Origin of the sequence: Jiangella mangrovi, from assembly GCF_014204975.1 — a bacterium.
Lineage (GTDB): Bacteria > Actinomycetota > Actinomycetes > Jiangellales > Jiangellaceae > Jiangella > Jiangella mangrovi.
Genome location: NZ_JACHMM010000001.1, coordinates 1064126 through 1081570, shown reverse-complemented (window position 1 = coordinate 1081570; position 17445 = coordinate 1064126). Strand labels below are relative to the sequence as shown.

The 17445-nt window shown below is 70.2% G+C and carries 15 protein-coding genes and 1 tRNA gene; 5 read left to right on the top strand and 11 right to left on the bottom strand.

Going from position 1 to position 17445, the window contains the following annotated elements:
• Positions 1-53: 53 nt before the first annotated feature.
• Complete coding sequence (locus HD601_RS04965; RefSeq protein ID WP_184819853.1) at positions 54-1397, bottom strand: phytase; 1344 nt, start codon at positions 1395-1397, stop codon at positions 54-56.
• Between the two features lie 82 nt (positions 1398-1479).
• Between HD601_RS04965 and yaaA the strand changes: the two genes are divergently transcribed.
• Positions 1480-2241 (top strand): peroxide stress protein YaaA, encoded by a 762-nt coding sequence (yaaA, locus tag HD601_RS04960; protein WP_184819852.1) that lies wholly within the window; start codon positions 1480-1482, stop codon positions 2239-2241.
• Here yaaA and HD601_RS04955 read toward each other — a convergent pair.
• The 9 genes from HD601_RS04955 to HD601_RS04915 all read right to left on the bottom strand — a co-directional run bounded on the left by HD601_RS04955 (position 2229) and on the right by HD601_RS04915 (position 13067).
• Positions 2229-3224, bottom strand: a complete 996-nt coding sequence (locus tag HD601_RS04955; protein WP_184819851.1) for a YdcF family protein — start codon at positions 3222-3224, stop codon at positions 2229-2231. The genes yaaA and HD601_RS04955 overlap by 13 nt on opposite strands.
• A gap of 67 nt (positions 3225-3291) precedes the next feature.
• Positions 3292-6180, bottom strand: a complete 2889-nt coding sequence (locus HD601_RS04950; RefSeq protein WP_184819850.1) for an AfsR/SARP family transcriptional regulator — start codon at positions 6178-6180, stop codon at positions 3292-3294.
• A 31-nt stretch (positions 6181-6211) separates the two neighbouring features.
• Positions 6212-7210, bottom strand: coding sequence for a WD40 repeat domain-containing protein (locus tag HD601_RS04945; RefSeq protein ID WP_184819848.1), 999 nt, complete (start codon positions 7208-7210; stop codon positions 6212-6214).
• A 127-nt stretch (positions 7211-7337) separates the two neighbouring features.
• Positions 7338-7856: a TrmH family RNA methyltransferase gene (locus tag HD601_RS04940; RefSeq protein ID WP_184819847.1), complete on the bottom strand. Its 519-nt coding sequence runs from the start codon at positions 7854-7856 to the stop codon at positions 7338-7340.
• A gap of 46 nt (positions 7857-7902) precedes the next feature.
• Positions 7903-8055: a hypothetical protein gene (locus HD601_RS04935; RefSeq protein ID WP_184819846.1), complete on the bottom strand. Its 153-nt coding sequence runs from the start codon at positions 8053-8055 to the stop codon at positions 7903-7905.
• Between the two features lie 16 nt (positions 8056-8071).
• Positions 8072-9817 carry an arginine--tRNA ligase gene (gene argS / locus HD601_RS04930; protein ID WP_184819845.1) on the bottom strand — a complete coding sequence of 582 codons (1746 nt, stop codon included), beginning with the start codon at positions 9815-9817 and terminating at the stop codon, positions 8072-8074.
• Positions 9818-9889: 72 nt separating this feature from the next.
• On the bottom strand, positions 9890-10615 hold the full coding sequence (locus HD601_RS04925) for a nucleotidyltransferase domain-containing protein (protein ID WP_184819844.1): 726 nt from the start codon (positions 10613-10615) through the stop codon (positions 9890-9892).
• Positions 10612-11547, bottom strand: coding sequence for a class I SAM-dependent DNA methyltransferase (locus HD601_RS04920; RefSeq protein ID WP_184819843.1), 936 nt, complete (start codon positions 11545-11547; stop codon positions 10612-10614). The genes HD601_RS04925 and HD601_RS04920 overlap by 4 nt, the downstream gene beginning before the upstream one ends.
• A complete protein-coding gene (locus HD601_RS04915) occupies positions 11544-13067 on the bottom strand; it encodes a pyridoxal phosphate-dependent decarboxylase family protein (RefSeq protein ID WP_221440539.1) in 1524 nt (507 codons plus the stop codon). The genes HD601_RS04920 and HD601_RS04915 overlap by 4 nt, the downstream gene beginning before the upstream one ends.
• A 194-nt stretch (positions 13068-13261) precedes the next feature.
• Here HD601_RS04915 and HD601_RS04910 point away from each other — a divergent pair, with 194 nt between their 5' ends.
• Both HD601_RS04910 and HD601_RS04905 read left to right on the top strand, forming a co-directional pair.
• A complete protein-coding gene (locus HD601_RS04910; RefSeq protein ID WP_184829451.1) occupies positions 13262-14572 on the top strand; it encodes an NsdA family TPR-like regulatory protein in 1311 nt (436 codons plus the stop codon).
• Between the two features lie 29 nt (positions 14573-14601).
• Positions 14602-15135 carry an NUDIX domain-containing protein gene (locus HD601_RS04905; protein WP_184819841.1) on the top strand — a complete coding sequence of 178 codons (534 nt, stop codon included), beginning with the start codon at positions 14602-14604 and terminating at the stop codon, positions 15133-15135.
• A 548-nt stretch (positions 15136-15683) separates the two neighbouring features.
• On the opposite strand, the gene HD601_RS04900 is transcribed toward HD601_RS04905, so the two are convergent.
• Positions 15684-15756: transfer RNA gene (locus HD601_RS04900), tRNA-Arg, on the bottom strand.
• A 65-nt stretch (positions 15757-15821) separates the two neighbouring features.
• On the opposite strand from HD601_RS04900, the gene HD601_RS04895 reads away from it, so the two are divergent.
• Positions 15822-16796, top strand: a complete 975-nt coding sequence (locus tag HD601_RS04895; protein ID WP_221440537.1) for a pirin family protein — start codon at positions 15822-15824, stop codon at positions 16794-16796.
• Positions 16797-16900: 104 nt separating this feature from the next.
• Positions 16901-17428: a sigma-70 family RNA polymerase sigma factor gene (locus HD601_RS04890; RefSeq protein ID WP_184819839.1), complete on the top strand. Its 528-nt coding sequence runs from the start codon at positions 16901-16903 to the stop codon at positions 17426-17428.
• The last annotated feature ends 17 nt before the right edge of the window (positions 17429-17445 follow it).

Genomic DNA, 17445 nt, shown 5'->3' with positions numbered 1-17445 from the left:
CCGTGCCAAGCACGTCGCCAGGATTGCCAAGGTCGGCGGTGCAACCCCCAGAGTCAGCGCAGCCGCGGGTCGTTGCCCCAGTCCGTGCTGACCTGCAGCCCGAGCGCGTCGGCGACCTGGCCCCAGTCGACGTAGGAGAAGTTGGTGGCGTCGCGCTCCGGGTCGACGCCCGGGCCGGTCTCGGGCTCGTCGTGCGTGACCAGCAGGCCCTCGCGGTAGTCGCCGACGACGCGGTTGGTGACGGCGAGCCCGTCGGACCCGTTGATCTCGTCAACGCCGTCGCCGGCGACCCGGAAGGTGCCGAGCGGGCGGTTGTGGCCCATGGTCGAGTAGACGGCGAACCGGTCGTCACCCTGGCTGGACACGATGACGTAGCCGACCCGGCCGCGGCCGTAGTAGACGTCGACGCCCTCGGCGTCGGCGACCAGGTTCGGCCCGCCGAGGCCCGGCGGGTCCGGGTCGACGGGGACGCACTCCTCGGTCTCCTCGTCGTAGACGTCGTGGATGCCGAAGTCGGCCACCTCGTCGATCAGCCGCGGGTCGCCAGAGCCGAGCGGCAGCGGGATCCGCCACAGGCCGACGTCCTCCTGCGTCGCGTAGAGCACGTCGCTGCGCTGGTCGACAGCGACACCCTCGAGCTGCGGGCCGACGCCCGGCTCCTCGCACGGCACCCACGTGTCGCCGTCCGGCAGCGGGAAGCTGTCCGGCATCTCGAGGTGCTCGACGCCGGTGTAGGCGATGGTGCCGTCGGCGCGCGGGGTGATGCGCGCGGTCGCGACGGTGGTGGCGCCCTCCCGGGTCACGACGGCGTACGTCTCGCCCTTGCGGGGCTGCCAGACGGCGACGCCGTACGCGGTCTGCTCCTCCTCGACGGTCTCGCGGTCGGGGCTGAACAGGAACCGCTGCTCCGGCGCGGTGACCTCGCGCAGCGGCGTGGCGGCGCGGGAACCGGCCGGGTCGATGGTGAAGAACCGGAGCTGGTCGTTGTAGCGGTCCGACGCCACGGCGACGTCGACCGTGCGCCCGCCGACGCGCAGTCCGTAGGCGATGTCGACGTTGTTGTACCGCCCGTCGACGCCGTCGGCGCGCGGCGCGGGGGTGCCCGGCAGCGACTGCAGCTCGCGCGAGTCGAGGTCGTAGACCCGCAGCCCGCCCTCCTTCGCCGTCACGATGACGATCGACCGGTCCGAGTGCTTCGGGTGGACCCAGATCGCGGGGTCGTCGCCGGAGGCGTTCCCGCCCTCGTCGTCGTCGTACAGCACCGGCGTCTCGTTGTCGGTGGTCACGACGGCGGGCGCATGCGGCCTCGACGGGCCGGCAGAAGGCGCGCCGGTGGCCGGCAGCGCGAGCGTGAGGGCGAGCGGAACAGCGGCAGCGAGGGCAACGGTTCGGCGCATGATCGCGAGCCAACTCCAGCAACCTTGCCGCGCCCGTGTCCGCCGGGCGAACGGTCGGCGAACACGTCCCTATGCTGAAGCCGTGCTGATCGTGGTGCCGCCGTCGGAGACGCAGGCCCGGCCGGCTCGCGGCCGCGGCCTCGATCTCGCGCGGCTCTCGTTCCCCGAGCTCACCGAGGCGCGCGTGGCGGTGCTCGACGGCATGGTCAGCACCAGCGCCCGCCCCGACGCGGTCCGCCGGCTCGACGCTCCGGCGGGCGCGGCCGCCGAGATCGCCCGGAACCTGGACGTGCTGTCGGCGCCGTCGGCCGCTGCCTCGGCGGTCTACCGCGGCGTCCTCTACGGCGCGTTCGACCCGGCGACGCTGTCCGCCGAGGCCGCGCGGCGGGCCCGGCGCCGCGTCGTCATCGTGTCCTCGCTGTTCGGGGCGCTGCGGCTGGGCGACCGGATCCCGGCGTACCGACTGCCCGTCTGCGCGCACCTCGACGGCCTCGAGGACGTGCCCGGGCTGGAGGCGTACTGGCGGGCGCGGCTCGGCGCGGTGCTGACGGCGGCGGCCGGGCGTGGCGTGGTGGTCGACCTGCGGTCCAGCAGCTACACGCCGTTGTGGCGGCCCGGCCCGGAGCTGGCGGAGCGCTGGGTGCTGCTGCGCGCCCCCGGCTCGCCGCACGCCGCGAAGGCCACCCGCGGCCTGGTGGCCCGCGCGCTCTGCGAGGCGGCGGACGATCCCCGGACGGCGGGTGAGCTTGCCGCCGTCGTCGCCCGGACCTTCGACGTGTCGCTGAGCGAGCCCGCGCGAGAACAGGACCCGTGGCTGCTCGAGGTCCGCGCTCAGGCGAGGTAGAGCGCGGCCGGCCCGGCGATGATCAGGGCGATGACGATCCCGTGCAGCACCTTGTGCTCGGCGAAGAGCGCCACGAACTCGCGCAGGAAGGCGTTGGGAACGTAGTAGCGGGCGGTCGGGGCGCCGGCGACGTGCGCGCGCAGCCGCAGCCGGCGGGACTGGATGGCGGCGCGCAGGGCGTGGTACCCGCTGGTCACGATGAGCAGCCGGCCGTCGGCGCCGCGCTCGGCGAGGACCCGGCGGCTGAAGACGAGGTTCTCGCGGGTCGAGGTGGACCGGTCCTCCTCGACCAGGAGGTCCTCGGGGATGCCGTGCTCGTGCAGGTAACCGGCCATGGCGCGGGCCTCGGACACCGGCTCGTCCGGCCCCTGCCCGCCGGAGGCGACGACGTACGGCGTGAACCCCGCCGCCTGCTCGCGCCCGAACAGCTGGACGGCCTTGTCCAGACGGCTGGCCAGCAGCGGAGGCACCGTGCCGCGGGACACGCTCGCGCCGAGCACGACGATGGCCGTGTGGCCCGGGCGCGGGGTGAACCGCGAGTAGACGACGGCGTAGAGCGCGACCAGCGTGAACACGAACCCGATGTAGCCGGCCACGCCGAGCAGCGACAGCAACGCGGGCACGAGGAACGTGCGGTCCGGCGCCCGGTAGGCGATCAGGAAGCCGACGGCGCCGATGACGACGACACCGATGATCGCGATACCCGTCAGCAGCGAGAGCGCGTTGCCCAGCCGCAACCGCTCGCGCTGCAGCACCACCACGCCGTTGACGATGAGCAGCACCGCCAGGCCGAGCACCAGCAGCGGTGACGCCGCCACCAGGACGACCAGCAGCGTCGGGGCGAGGTCACCGAGCAGCCCGAGCAGCATCGTCCCCGCGCCGAGCAGCAGCAGGAGCCCGTTGCTCAGCCGCCGCGGCTCGCGGTGGAACCGCCAGACGAAGGCCGCCAGCAGGATCCCTCCGATGACCAGCGGCGTCGTCATGGGCGCACAGTAACCGCGGGACCGGGGTGTGCGCTTGCAGTTGCCGCAGACCGCACCTGCCCCGTCGTCAGCGGTGGCTGGGCTCGGGGTCCAACTCGGCGAACAGGCTCGTGGCCCACGGTGTGCCTCTGAGTCCCGCGATGCCGATCAGCCGGCCCGCCTCCGCGGCGCAGGCACGGGCGCTCCCGGTGTCGCCGGCGGCCTCGTGGGCGAGGGCGAGCTCGGCCAGGGCCTCGCATTTCGTCTGGACGTCGTGATGGCCGAGGAGGAGCTGGAGGGCATCGGCGGCCGTCTCGAGGCTGTCCTGCCCGGCCAGCCGCCGGGCGCGCGCCAGCAGCACTTTCGCCTGCGCGGTCAGCCGGTCCGAGCCCATCTGGCGCACCGTAGCGATCGTCATCTCGGCCACGGCGATGGCGGCCTCCGGCTCGCCGGCCGTGAGGTGCGCGGCGGCCTCGGCGACGAATTCGTCGTGGAGCTCTCTGGACCCCGGCTCGGGGACGGCGAGCTTCCGGGTGGCCTGCAGCGTCTCCAGCGCCGCTGCGGCGTCACCGTGCCGGGCGAGGAGGTACGCGTACGTGCGCTGGCAGCGCAGACGGAGGACGGCGGGCAGCGCGTCCGCGGCCGCGAGGCACTGACGCATCACCTCGACGGCGGTGGTGAAGTCGCCCAGGCGGCTGTGCAGGAGACCGAGATTGTGCAGCATGGCGGCCTCGCCGTAGGCGTCGCCGAGGTGCCTCCAGGTGGCGATCGCCTCTTCGGCGCCGGCCATGGCCTCGTGCAGGCGCCCCTGGTCGGACAGGGTCGCCGCGAGGTTGTGCCGCGCTGAGGCGACGAAGTGGATGGCGCTCGGCGGCAAAGGGGCGGTCGTGACGGCCCTGAGCAGGTCTTCGGTGATCTCGTGCGCGGTGCAGCACTCGGTGAGGACGGAGTCGAGGAGGGGGACCAGCGCCGCAGCCTCGACCGCTTCCTCGTCGTCGGCCGACGCGAGGCCGACGGAGGCCAGGCTGATGAGAAGCAGGGTCCGCGGATGCAGCCAGGCGTGCAGGTCGCTGAGCTGCGGGAAGGTGACGCCATCGCTGTCGTCGGCGGCGATGGCGGCGGCGATGACCGCGTGATGGGAGCGGTCGCCGGGCCGGAGCCGATCCCTCGCGTTGGCGACCGAGGCGATCGCCTGGCGCAGGACCCGGCGGCGTCCCGCCTCGGTGTGCGGCCGCGGGCCATCCCTCAGGTAGCTGCCGATGAGGCTGTGCCAGCCGTAGCACCCGGGCGTCGTCGGTTCGAGCAGCCGGACGTCGCAGAGCTGCTCCAGCAGGTCGCCGGCTTCGGCGCGGCCGACTCGCCATAGCGCGGCCGCGGAATCGACGTCCACGACGTCGATGGGCAGGGCCCCGAGCTCGCGGAACCGCGCCTCGTCGGGCGGCTCGAGCGTGCCGGTCGTCGCATCGAGCGCGGCGGCGACCGACCGGCCGTCCAGCCGCAGCTCGGCCAGGCGGCCCGGTCCGGCGAGCCGGTCGCGCAGGTGGGCCAGCGGCCAGCTCGGCCGGGTGGCGAGGCGGCCGCCGACGATCAGCAGCGCCAGCGGCGAGCCCGCGCACGTCTCGACGATGGCCGTCGCCGCCTCGGGCTCCGCGGCCAGCCTGTCGGCGCCGACCAGCGTGGCCAGCAGCTCGCGCGACTCCGTCGCCGAGATGGTGTCGAGGTCGACGGACAGGTTCGCGGGGAGCGCCAGCCGGCGGCGGCTGGTCACGAGAACCGCGCACTCGCCTGCGCCCGGAAGGAGCGCGGTGATCTGGTCGGCCGAATGCGCGTCGTCGACGAGGACGAGCAGCCGCTTGCGGGCGCAGATCGAGCGGAACAGCGCCGCGCGGTCCGCCGTCGACGACGGGATGTCGTCGCCGGCGATGCCGAGGTCGCGCAGGAAGGAGCCGAGCACGTCCCGGGCGGCGACGGCGGTGCCGCCGCTCGTCCCCTCGGCGAACAGCTGCCCGTCGGGGAACCGGGCCCGGGCTCGGTGCGCCGCCTCCAGCACCGTCGTCGTCTTCCCGACACCGGCCGGCCCCGACACGACGGCCACGCGGACCCGGTCGGCGGGCCGCTCGAGCAGGGCCCCGAGCGCGTCGAGCTCGCGGCGCCGTCCGACGAACGCGGGGGAGCCGGCCGGCAGCTGGGCGGGCGTGGGTGCCGGTGGTGACGGTGACGCCGTCGGCTCCGGTCGTGCCGGCAAGAGGAGATCCTGGTCGCCGGCGAGCATGCGCTGGTGCAACTGGGTCGCCTCGGCGCCCGGGTCGATGCCGAGATCCTCCCGCAGGACGTCGACCAGGCGACTGAACGTCGTGAGCGCCTCGCCCTGCTGGCCGGTGCGGTAGAGGGCGAGCATGAGGTGGCACCAGGTCCGCTCGCGCCACGGATGCTCCGCCGTCATCCGCCGCAGCGACGCGACCAGCGCGTCGTCGATGTCGTCGAGCTGCAGCCGCAGGTCGTTGCTCCGCTCGACGACGCTCAGGATCTCGTCGAGGATCGCGGGCGCCTCGACCTCCGCCAGCCGCTCCGATGCCAGTCCCGACAGCGGCGGCCCGGTCCAGAGCCCGAGCGCTTCTGTCAGGGTGTCGAGTTCCTCGCGCGCCGACGCGGCCTGCTCGGTCCGCGTCGTCACCAGCCGCCGGAACCGGTGCAGGTCGACGCGGTCCGGGTCGAGGTCCAGCAGCAACCCGTCCCCCTGCGCGACGATCGCCTCGCGCCCGAGCACGTCGCGCAACCGTGACGCGTACGTCTGGATCGCGCGGCGCGCGTTCGCGGGCAGGTCCTCCTCGGACCAGACCAGCTCGGTCAGGGCGTCGTACGACACCGGGGTGCCGATGCGCACCGCGAGCGCGGCGAGCAGGATCGCCGGACGGCGGGCGAGCGGCTGTTGTTCTGAACCCCCGAACAGCGCGAAGGGGCCCAGCAGTCGGATCAAGACCGCGGGCTCGCCTGGCACAGGGTCGAGGCTACAGCCCCGGCGACCGTGCCACGTGGACGTCGAAGGCGCTGGGTGCGGTGGTGCGCGCGTAACTGAAGAGGTCGCCGTCGGGGCTGATGTCGCCGGGGAACACGTCCTGCCCGAACTCGTACGTGGCGACGTCGACACCGGTCAGCGTGCTGGTGAACGTGAGCGTCCTTCGCGGCGCGACGACCCGGTTGGTGAGCACGAAGGCGCCGTCGTCGGTCACGTCGGCCACGCTGTCGTAGAGGTCCAGCTCGAGGGAGCGCTGCACGGTCCCGTTCGGCACGCCGACCAGGCGGACTCCGGTGGGGACGCCGGGCAGGATGCGCCTGGTCCAGATCCCGGTGCCGTCCGGGGTCCAGCGCAGCAGCTGGTTGCCGTCGGCGAGCGTCATCGCCGTCGCCCACGTGTCGGTGCGGAACACCCGCACGCCCGCGACCGCCCTGCCGTCGACGATGAAGCGGTCGTTGGCGGCCAGGAACCGCCCATCGGGCGAGAACCGCACGGCCGCCGTGGTTGCGGGCACGCTGAGCGTGGCGACTCTCGCACCGCTGGAGACGCGGTGGATGTGCACCTGCCCGCCCCGCTCGTAGGACCGCGCGTCCATCGCCGCGATGGTCGTCCCGTCGGGCGCGAACTGCAGACTGTCGAGGTCGCGGCCGGCGGCTGTGGGGACGCTGCGTAGCAGAGCGCCGGTCGACGTCCGGTACAGGCGGATGGTCCGGACGGTCAGCCCCGAGCTGGTGTCGTTGACGGTGACGGCGAACGTCTGGTTGTCCCTCGACATCGCGACGGCGCTGAACTCGAGCGGGCTGGTCAGTGTTCTGACGACAGCGCCGCTGGCGGCCTGGCGGATCTCGAGCCGGCCTCCGGCCGACGTGTTCCCGGCGGCGAGTGCCAGGGTGCCGTCCTCGGAGAAGAACGCCCAGGACTGACCGGGTGCGGTCCAGACCGGGGTGGGGGTCGCAGCGGCGGCGGGCGTGGACAGACCCGGAAGGGCCATGACAGCGGCGAGGAGAACCGGGACCAATCGACGCCTGATCATGCCGCCAGTGTCGGCGCGCTGTGGGTGCGTCGATACCCCGGCCGGGCTGCCGCCGAACGAACAACCGGTGACGAGTGGCCCACACTCAGGAGAGCCCCGCGAGCCGGTAGGCGACGAGGCTTCCCGCCACCGCGACGTTCAGGCTCGCTCCCCAGCCGACCATGGGAATCTCAACACACTCGTCGACTCGAGCGAGGACGTCGTCGGGAACGCCGTGGTGCTCGTGGCCGAGCAGGACGACGGTCGGTCTGCGGGCCGGCGCGAGCCGCGTGAGTGGTGTCGCGTCGTGAGCGAGCTCGACCGCGACGATGCGCTTGCCCGCCGCGTGTTGCTCGTCGAGCCAGCCTTCCTTGCTGGGCGCGACCCAATGGACGCACGGCCTTCGGCCGCGCAGCGTGTCCCCGGTCTGCAATGCAGACGTGTAGTGCGGTGTCCGTGGCACCGCACTACACGCGCCGATCGCGTCGCAGGTGCGCAACAGAGTGCCGAGGTTGGCGTCGTAGGCCACCCACAGGGGAGCGATGACGAGATGATCCCAGCATCCGTGCCGGGTACGGCGGCGTTGGGCGCGCAGTTCGCGCGGCTTGGTCTTCGCACCGCTCACGGGCGCGGGGTTCGGACTCCGAATGTAGTCATGCGGTGGGCGCCTTTCAGCGGCGGCGCCGGTCCATCGACGTCTTGTCCACTGCTGGCAACCGGGTGCTCGTCAGCAGGGTTTCCATGCCGTCGAGAATCGTACCGGCGACGAGGTGCCGCCTGCGGGTGGGCTGCCGGACGATGCCCGGCAGCTCTATCCGCAGCACGTCCCGGCCTGGTGCGTCAGATGCGTTCGGGCGCATCGATGCCGAGCAGGCCGAGGCCGGTGGCCAGGGTGCGGCCGGTCAGCTCACACAGCGAGATTCGGTTGGTGCGTACGGTGCCTTCGGCGCTTGTGACCGGGCAGGCGTCGTAGAACTTGGTGAACGTGGTGGCCAGGTCGTACAGGTACCCGCACAGGCGGTGGGGCTCGAGCGTGTCGGCCACGTCGCGCAGGCTTGCCTCGAACCCGTCCAGGGACAGGGCAAGTGCCCGTTCGGCGGAATGCAGCGGCAGTGTTGCGTCCACGGCAGGTCGCCCTGCGGCGGCGATCCGTCCGGTGGCCTTGCGCAGGATGGAACGCACGCGGGCGTAGGCGTACTGGAGGTAGACGCCAGTGTTGCCGGTGGTGGCGACCATTTGGTCAACGTCGAACACGTAGTCTTTGGTGCGGGTGTTGGACAGGTCCGCGTACTTGATCGCCGCTGTGCCTGCCGCGTGCACGATCGCGTTCAGTTCGGTCTCAGAGAAGTCGTGGTCCCGCGTCTGCAGGACCGTGCGGACTGCCGCCTCGGCGTCGTCCAGCAGGTCCGCGAGCCGGACGGCCTTGCCGGAGCGGGTCTTGAACGGTCTGCCGTTTTTGCCGAGGACCGTGCCGAACTGGACGTGCTCGGTGTGCACGGTCTCGGGGAGCCAGCCGACTCTCCGGGCGGTGTCGAACACCATGGTGAAGTGCAGCGCCTGACGCGCGTCCACGACGTACAGGATGCGATCCGCCTTGTACTCCTCTACGCGCAGGCGGATCGTGGCGAGGTCAGTGGCTGCGTATCCGTAACCGCCGTCCTTCTTGCGGACTATGAGCGGCACGGGGTCGCCATCAGGGCCAGCGACCCCGTCGATGAAGACGACGATCGCGCCATCGGACTCGACCGCGACACCTGTGGAGAGCAGTTCATCGACGATTCCGGGAAGAGCGTTGTTGTAGCGGGACTCGCCGTCGAAGTCGCCGTCGTCGAGCAGGATGCCGAGGCGGGCATAGATGGCCTCGAAGGCCTGCTCGGACTCGGCCACGAGGTCGCGCCAAACGGTGACAGTGGGCTCATCGCCCGCCTGGAGTGCGACGACGCGGGTGCGAGACCGGTCCGCGAACGCGGGGTCCGCCTCGAACTCGGCGCGAGCCGCCTTGTACAGGGCGTCGAGAGCCGACATCGTCTCGGCGCCGTGGCCGCGCCAAGTGACGTCGGTGTGCTCGTCGAGGTACTGGATGAGCATGCCGAACTGGGTGCCCCAGTCCCCGATGTGATTCTGCCGGGTGACGTCCGCCCCGAGGTGGGCGAGGACGCGCACGAGGGCGTCGCCGATCACCGAGCTGCGCAGGTGTCCTACGTGCATCTCCTTGGCCACGTTCGGCGCTGAGTAGTCGACGACGACCCGTTCGTCGGTGCATGGGCTCGCGACGCCCAGCCGCGCGTCTGCGAGCCTGTCGGTGACAGCCGACCATACGACCTGGTCGGGCACGGTGATGTTGACGAATCCGGGGCCGGAGACCTCTGCCGTGCAGCCGTCAATGTGTCCGGCGATGTCGCCGGCGATGTCACGTGGTGGCCGGCCGACCCTCTTGGCGACGGCAAGGGCAGCGTTGGCCTGGAAATCGGCGCGGTCGGATCGTCGGACCACCGGGTCGGTGTCGGCCAGCTCAGCAGGCAGCACCCGGGTCAGGGCGGCCTTGACGGCCGCCTCTACCTGGCCCTTGATTGCGACGACGGTCACGCTGCAACCTTCCGTTCGAATGTGTGGATATCCCGCTGAGCTGCGGGGAAATGTAAGTCTACGGATCTCCGGTCAGTCCGAATCGCTCAGTGCAGGCTTTCGCGACCCGCGATGAAGTGTCTGTGCACGTCTGTGTCTCCCGTGCAGGTGGGCAGCGAGTAGTGCGTACAGATGCGGACCGTCATGATCCTGGTAACCGAGCCAGTCTTGACCGCTCGCTCCGGTGACCGGGTCCGAGATCAGGCCGGCGGCGAGCTCATGTAATTCGTGGGCACTCGGGCGGCCCACGGTGAGAACTGCGAGCCGGGTGAGTGCTCCAATCGCTGCGCGGGCTGCTCGCTGGTGTGCATGGCCATCGCCGCCGAGGAACACGTGCGGACTGGTGAGAGCGTTGAGGATCAGTCTGGCCTTGAATCGCGGGGAATTGAGGTAGGCGGGGTCGGTCGGCACGGTCGAGATGACGATCTCGCCACCGGCTGTGGTGAACCCTGCCAGGCTAAGCGCGTCGTGGAGCTCGCCGCGAGTGGTCCAGAGCTTTATGGCGTAGGCAACCTCGCTGTCCAGAGTGAGGCCGTGCGCGGCGTGCAAGCGCAGGACGCGGGCGACAAGGTAACGGATCGTGTCGGGCGCGGGCTGCTCGTCGAAGACGTACAGCAGATCCAGGTCAGACCTGGCCGATGCCCGGCCCCGGGCGTGGGAGCCGTATGCGACGGCAAATCTGACTCCCGGCAGGGTCTTGAGGAGCGCTCCAGCGCCGGCCAGCGCGGGCAGCGTGGACAGCACCGGTACGGAGGTCACGGGTCCACCCCCCGCGTGCCTGCACTGTCGTTCGGCAGGTGGCTGGTGCGCGGTGTACGCCAGAAGTCGATCAGGTGCATCCCGGTGGGCAGCAGGACTCGGCCGTCGTCGATGGTGTGTTGATGGACGAAAGCCTCGATCTCGGCGCGGATGTCCGGGTCATCGACAAGGGCGGGCATGGACTTCAGGTGGACGATCGTGAACCAGTCGATCGCGGTCGGCGGGTCGGGCGCCACGGACAGGCCACCGGTGCGGAAATGGGTGAGACGTCCGAGGCCGTCTTCCTCGGCGTCGCGGAGCGCGGCGAGCAGGGTCTCGCGCCCGAAGCCGCGGCCGGTGCCGGGGAAAGGTGCGATGCGTTCCCATGCGCGGGTGACGACCCGCTGTTCTGGGGCGTCGGAGTCGAAGAACAGAGCGATCAGGTGCCCGCCGTGGGCCAGGAGATCGACAATCTTGCGAACGAGTACCTTGGCATCCGCGACACCGGCCGCGAGGTCGGGGCGGGGCCGGATGCCGTCCGTGGTGAGGTCCTCGAAACAATCCCCGATCGGGTACGACAGGGACCAGAACGCGCCGACGATGTCGAAACGCTCACCATCTGCATGCAGGCACTCGACCGCGGCCGCGATGTCTGCGAGCTGGGTGGTCGCGAGCGGGTATCGAGTCCGGAACACATCGAGCATCGGCGCGCCGGAGTCCACGCCGTGCAGCGACGACGCGTAGGGCGCCAGGGCTGCGGTGACGCGGCCGGTGCCGCAGCCGAGCTCCAGGATCCGCATTCGACCGGACGCGGGGGCGGGACCATAGCAGCGATGCATCAACGCGCGGACATGGCCGGTGTCCTCGGCGCCGTCGAACCAGTGCGGCAGCAGGACTCGGTCATAGACGTCCGGGGTATGGTATACGGCGCGAAACGGCAGGGTGCCGGTCATCGTCGGCTCTCTTTCGTCGGCCCTGTCTCGCGGGTGATCTGCAGACCAAGACAGTCGACCTCGTCGAGCACACCCTGGACTTGGGCCGTAGTGATCCGGTGGTTGACGGACATGAACCGCAGCGGGTGCAACTGCTCGCCCAGGGACAGGACTCCAGGATCGGGGATGCTGAACTGGTGCAGGTACCACTCGCCGTCAGCCAGGAGCCGGCCATGTATGCGCTTGTTGACGTCGTTGATTCGGTTGAGGTCCGGGGCGGTGAGGTCGGTGCTCGGCGGGAGCCAGAGAAATGCGCACGCGGTCAGGTCCGGGTTGTGGAGCCGCAGGAACCGGGGGCGGGAATCGACGGCCATGACGAAGTCCCGCATGGTCGCGAACCGCCGTTCGACGAGCGCAGCCAAACCGTGGCGGCCGTGGGCCCGCATCGTCATCCAGAGCTTGAGAGAGGACCACGGCTTGGACCCGACGAACGGGGTGACCTGCCCGAACGCGAAGTCCTCCTGCATGATGAGGTCCGAGTGGCTGCTGATCGCCCGTAGTGCCTCGACATCGCGGGTGACCAAGGCACTGACGGCGTAGGGCACGGCCATGACCTTGTGCGGGTCGACGGTGACCGAGTCGTACAGGTCGATTCCGTCGACGAGTCGGCGCGTCGTCGGGCTGAACGTGGCCATGAAGCCCCAGCAGGCGTCGGCGTGCAGCCAGGCGGCGGGAGCCTTCGAACGGACGATGTCGTGCACTGCGCGCAGGTTCTCGACCGTCTGAGTCCGGGAGTCGCCGGCGTAGGCCACGACAGCCATGATCTCGTCGCGGTGCTCTGCGAGCGCGTGGCGTAGACCTGCAAGGTCGTACCGGAACCCATCGGTGTCGACTTCGATGACGGCGTTCCCGCACCCGATCCAGGCGAGCGAGGAGCGGATGCTGTAGTGCCCGATCCCACGCGGCACCACGACTGCGCAACGTCCTGGGTCTGTGACACCAGACTGCATCGTTCCGGGGAACCGGTGCTCGCGGGCGAGCATCATCGCGATCGTGTTCGACATCGTGCCGCCGGTGGTCACCACGCCGCCGGCCGTCCATACCGTGGAGACTTCGGGGAGCGGCGGACTGGCGTACCCGATCAGGTCTCGGAACCAGCGCAGCACCGCGATCTCGACGAATGTCGCTGACGGCGAGTCGAAGCTCTGGTTGATCAGATTCTGTTGCGTGAACATCGCCAGCAGACTGCCGGCCAGGGCGGCCGGATCGTCACCGGTGTCGCCGAACCCGAGGAACTGCGGGCTGGCCTCGTTCTTGCACAGCGGGAGCAAGTCGTGCTGGAACTCGGCGACAAGGTCGGCTAGCGACGTCGCCGCGTCGGGTAGGTCGGTGACGACCAGGTCTCGGATCGCCGTCGGGGCGAGCCGCCTCGCATAGATCTGTTCCTGGTCCTTGAAGGCCATGCCGAGATCGATGAGCGACTTGAGGAGTTCCGCCGTCGTGGCCTCGGCGCTGTGCAATACCTCGGGAGCGAGTGTCATGGCGAACCTCCATCGTCAGAGCACATACCGCTAGTCAATGCAGTAGTGCACGTCTGCGACAGAGCGCGCGAGCCCAGCGTTCGTGCACTCGGTTCGCACGGGGTGTGAATCAACCCTCGTTACTCTGAGTACGCACGAGCAGAAGCGGCGAAGGGAGTGGGACGGTGGCAGGGCCGAACTCGCTGCTGGACAACATGCTTTCCGAGGCCGGGATGTCGCGGCAAGGCCTTGCGGTCCGGGTCAACGAAGCAGGTGCACGACAAGGGCGCGTCCCCCGGTACGACCACACCGCCGTCGCGCGCTGGCTTCGCGGCCAGCGGCCAAGGGCGCCGGTACCTGACCTGATCTGCGAAGTACTGGGAGCCCAGTTGGATCGGCCCCTCACACTCGCCGACATCGGGCTTGACACCGCGGAGGATGACTCGGCGGTTCCCGCCCCCCTCCCGATCTTCGTCAGCCGCACAACGTCGATGTGGCGTTCAGACCACTTGCAACGCCAGGAGCTGTGGTCGTCGCCGATCGCCACGGGAATGGATGCCGTGCGGCCCGTGTGGGAGTGGGAGAACCCACCCATAGACCTCGATCTCTCGAGCCAAGGCGACAGGCACGTTGGAGCGAAGGATGTGCGCACCCTCCATGACGCTCGACGGCACTACGAGCACATGTACCGGCGTGCAGGCGGGGTCGCGACACATGCACGGGTGGCCGGTTTCCTGAGCCAGCAGACCACGCCGATGCTCTATGGGACGTTCACCGATGGAGTGGGTAGGGAGCTGCACCGCGCCATTGGCGGCCTGACGGCGGTCGCGGGCATCAGCGCGTACGACGCCGAACTGCACGGCATCGCGCAGCGCTACTTCCACCAAGCGTTACGGCTGGCGAAGTCGTCGGGCGACCGCGCCTTCGGCGGTTACGTCCTCGCGCTCCTGGTCAACCAATCGTTGGCACTCGGTGATCCGCGCCAAGCGATCGCGTTCTCGCAGGCTGCGCTGAGAACCGCGGGAGCCGCAGTTTCACCTGCCCTCAGGGCCGACCTGCACGTGATGCAAGCGAAGGGCTACGCACTCATCGGCGACGCAGCGACGGCACGCCGCGCGATGCACGAGGCAGAGCGTGCAGCAGGTCTTATCGGCAGTGGATCCGAGCCAGCCGAGACGAGCTATGTGCAACCCGGCCTGATCGAAGCCCAGATGTCCGAGGCGCTGATCAGCCTAGGCGACCTACGGCCAGCATCCGAGTTCGCCGCAGCATCACTCGAAGCGCCCGCGCATGCACGAGGCCGCGTGAATCGCCGCGCTACCGCCGCCACCCTGGCACTCCGGGCGGGTGACGCAGACCAAGCGGCCATCCTGGTCGTCGATATGCTTGACCACGCTCAGGGCATGGAGTCCGGACGGCTCACACACCGCTTCCGCCAGCTCCGCCACTCGCTGGCGGGCCACCAATCGGTGGCGACACACGACGCCATCGACCGACTAGACCGAACTCTAGAGCTGCTCGCATGACACCCGGCCCCTATGGAAGGCTCCGCACCATGCAATGGAAGAACCTCGGCGAACACACGGTCTACGAGAACCGCTGGTTCACCGTGAACCTCGCGGATGTCGAGCTTCCAGACGGCCGGCACCTGGACCACTACCTGATTCGGCAGCGGCCGGTTGTGCTCACCGCCGCGATAGCCGACGGCGCGGCCTTGCTGCTGTGGCGGCACCGCTTCATCACTGACACGTGGGGCTGGGAACTGCCCGCAGGCGTCGTCGACGATGGTGAGACTCTCGAGGAGGCGGCGGCGCGCGAGGCCCTCGAAGAGACAGGTTGGCAGCCTGGTCCCCTCCATCATCTGATGACCCTGGAGCCTGCCAACGGCCTCTCCGACTCCCTCCATCACGTGTACTGGGCCGAAGGCGCGGACTACATCGGTCACCCTGAGGACGACTTTGAGTCTTCTCGGCGTGAGTGGATCCCGCTGTCGCAAGTCCCCGACCTCGTACGTAAGGGCGAGATACGAGCGGCCAACACCGCCGCCGCCCTGATGATGCTGCACGGCACCAACGTCCAGGAGTCGTAGATCAGCGTCACCCCGTCGGGCACGCAGGTCGTGCCATCGGATTGGAAGTGGGCGATAGGACCAGGGTCCACCATCCGGGCGAGCACTATAGGAACGTTACTGAACGGTTGTTGATAACTGCAAAAGAATTCGCGCATGCGTGGCGAGATTTTCCTCCCCTGGGTCTAGCATCAGCCGCATGACGGCGAGCGACGGCAGTTGAGGATGAGGCAATAAAAGGCGACGACGCGGGTGGGGCGAACCGCGGCAGCGTTTCCCGTTCTCCTGAAACAATGCCAAGCGTCGACTTCTCGATCTTGGCGGCTGGATCCCAGCGACGGAGTACTGAAGCACGTCGGGTGGGCGTTGCTTCGCGATGGCGTAAGCGCCACCCTTGACACGCTTCACTCCGACCATGGGGCCGGCATTTGTGAGGAGGCCGGGCGAAGTGGGCGAACGGTGGCGTGCAGCATGGTCGTGCAACCCGCCTGCAACTTGCGACGGGGAGACCAGATCCGTCTCGGTCCTTCAGGGTCAACAAGCGCCGAGTGAATGCGCTGGTGAGAGGGTGCCCCCGGCAGGATTCGAACCTGCGACCCTCCGCTTAGGAGGCGGATGCTCTATCCCCTGAGCTACGAGGGCGGGCCGAGACAGTCTATCGGCCGCGGGCCCACCCCCGTGCCCCGCCCGCGTCTACGCTCGACACCGTGAGCAATCTCGACGCGAAGCCGGCCGAGATGCGGTGCCACGCGGCCACGCACGCCGGCCCGACCACGATCAGGCTCGAGCCGCGCGAGGTGCCGCTGGGCGGGATCCGCGCCATGCAGGTGAGTCGTACCCTGCCGCACCGCCAGCTTCCCACCGTCGGCGCGTGGTGCTTCCTCGACCAGTTCGGGCCGCAGCGCACGGACATGGTCGTCCTGCCGCACCCGCACACCGGCCTGCAGACTGTCACCTGGCCCATCCAGGGCGAGATCCACCATCGCGACAGCGTGGGCAGCGACGTCGTCGTGAAGCCGGGGCAGCTCAATCTGATGACGAGCGGGCCGGGCATCGCGCACTCGGAGATCTCGCTCGGCGAGTCGCCACTTCTGCACGGCCTGCAGCTCTGGGTCGCGCTCCCCGAGGCCGCCGCCACGCACACCAGACCGACCTTCGAGCAGCACACCGACCTTCCCATCTACGACGGCGACGGCGTGCGCGCCACTGTGGTCGTGGGGGAGTTCGCCGGGACGGCGTCGCCCGCCACCACCTACACGCCGCTGCTCGGCGCCCAGCTCGGCCTCGACGCGACGCGAGCCGACACCGTCGTCCCCCTCAACCCGGACTTCGAGCACGCCGTCCTCGTCCTCACCGGCCGGGCCACCGTCGACGGCACCGAGCTCGAGTCGGGCCCGCTGCTCTACCTCGGCACCGGCCGCTCCGAGCTCAGGCTCCGTACAGACACGACGGGCACCACGCTCTTCCTCCTCGGCGGCGAACCGTTCCCCGACGATCTCGTCATGTGGTGGAACTTCGTCGGCCGCAGCCACGAGGACATCGTCGCCGCGCGGGAGGAGTGGGAGCGGGCGGGTCAGGAGCGCTTCGGCACGGTCGCCGGACACGGCGCCGATCGCATCCCCGCGCCGCCCCTGCCGCCGTTGCGCCTCACCCCGCGCCGGCGACGGCCCCCAACCGGCTGAAACGACGCAAGCCGTACCCTTCCGGCCGCTCCGTGCGATGACGCCTGTGAGGCGCAGCGCGCGCACGTGGAGGGCAGCTGTCCATCGGAGCGGAGTTCGACGGGGTGATCCTCGCGGCGCGTGCGGGCGCGCCGTGGGCCTTTGAGCGCCTGTACGCCGATCTCGCACCGGTCGTCGCCGGCTACGCGCGGCTGCAGGGATCGCAGGAGCCCGAGGACGTGACCAGTGAGGTCTTCCTCGGCGTCTTCGCCGGCCTCGGGTCCTTCACCGGATCGGAGCAGCAATTCCGGTCGTGGGTCTTCACCATCGCGTACCGCCGGGTGACCGACGAGCATCGACGGCGGTCGCGGCGGCCGGCGACGGTGGACGTCGACCTCGAGGTCGTCGACCAGGTCGGCGGTGACGCCGAGGAGGACGCCCTCGAGGCGCTCGGCCGGCGCCGCGTGCACGAGCTGTGCGCCGGCCTGTCGGCGGACCAGCGCGAGGTCGTGCTGCTGCGGATCCTCGGTGACCTGAGCGTCGAGGAGGTGGCCGGCATCGTCGGCAAGTCGGCCGGCGCCGTCAAGGCACTGCAACGACGGGGGCTGAGCGCGTTGCGGCGACGACTCGACCGGGAGCGCGTATCCAGATGAGGCGTGTGGGCGATGGC

What these genes read in the sequence shown, in the direction of transcription:
- HD601_RS04910 (WP_184829451.1), top strand. Translation starts at nt 13,262, where the DNA reads ATGCTTTCCGAGGCCGGGATGTCGCGGCAAGGCCTTGCGGTCCGGGTC.
- HD601_RS04915 (WP_221440539.1), bottom strand. Translation starts at nt 13,067, where the DNA reads ATGACACTCGCTCCCGAGGTATTGCACAGCGCCGAGGCCACGACGGCG.
- HD601_RS04965 (WP_184819853.1), bottom strand. Translation starts at nt 1,397, where the DNA reads ATGCGCCGAACCGTTGCCCTCGCTGCCGCTGTTCCGCTCGCCCTCACG.
- HD601_RS04905 (WP_184819841.1), top strand. Translation starts at nt 14,602, where the DNA reads ATGCAATGGAAGAACCTCGGCGAACACACGGTCTACGAGAACCGCTGG.
- HD601_RS04920 (WP_184819843.1), bottom strand. Translation starts at nt 11,547, where the DNA reads ATGACCGGCACCCTGCCGTTTCGCGCCGTATACCATACCCCGGACGTC.
- HD601_RS04945 (WP_184819848.1), bottom strand. Translation starts at nt 7,210, where the DNA reads ATGGCCCTTCCGGGTCTGTCCACGCCCGCCGCCGCTGCGACCCCCACC.
- HD601_RS04955 (WP_184819851.1), bottom strand. Translation starts at nt 3,224, where the DNA reads ATGACGACGCCGCTGGTCATCGGAGGGATCCTGCTGGCGGCCTTCGTC.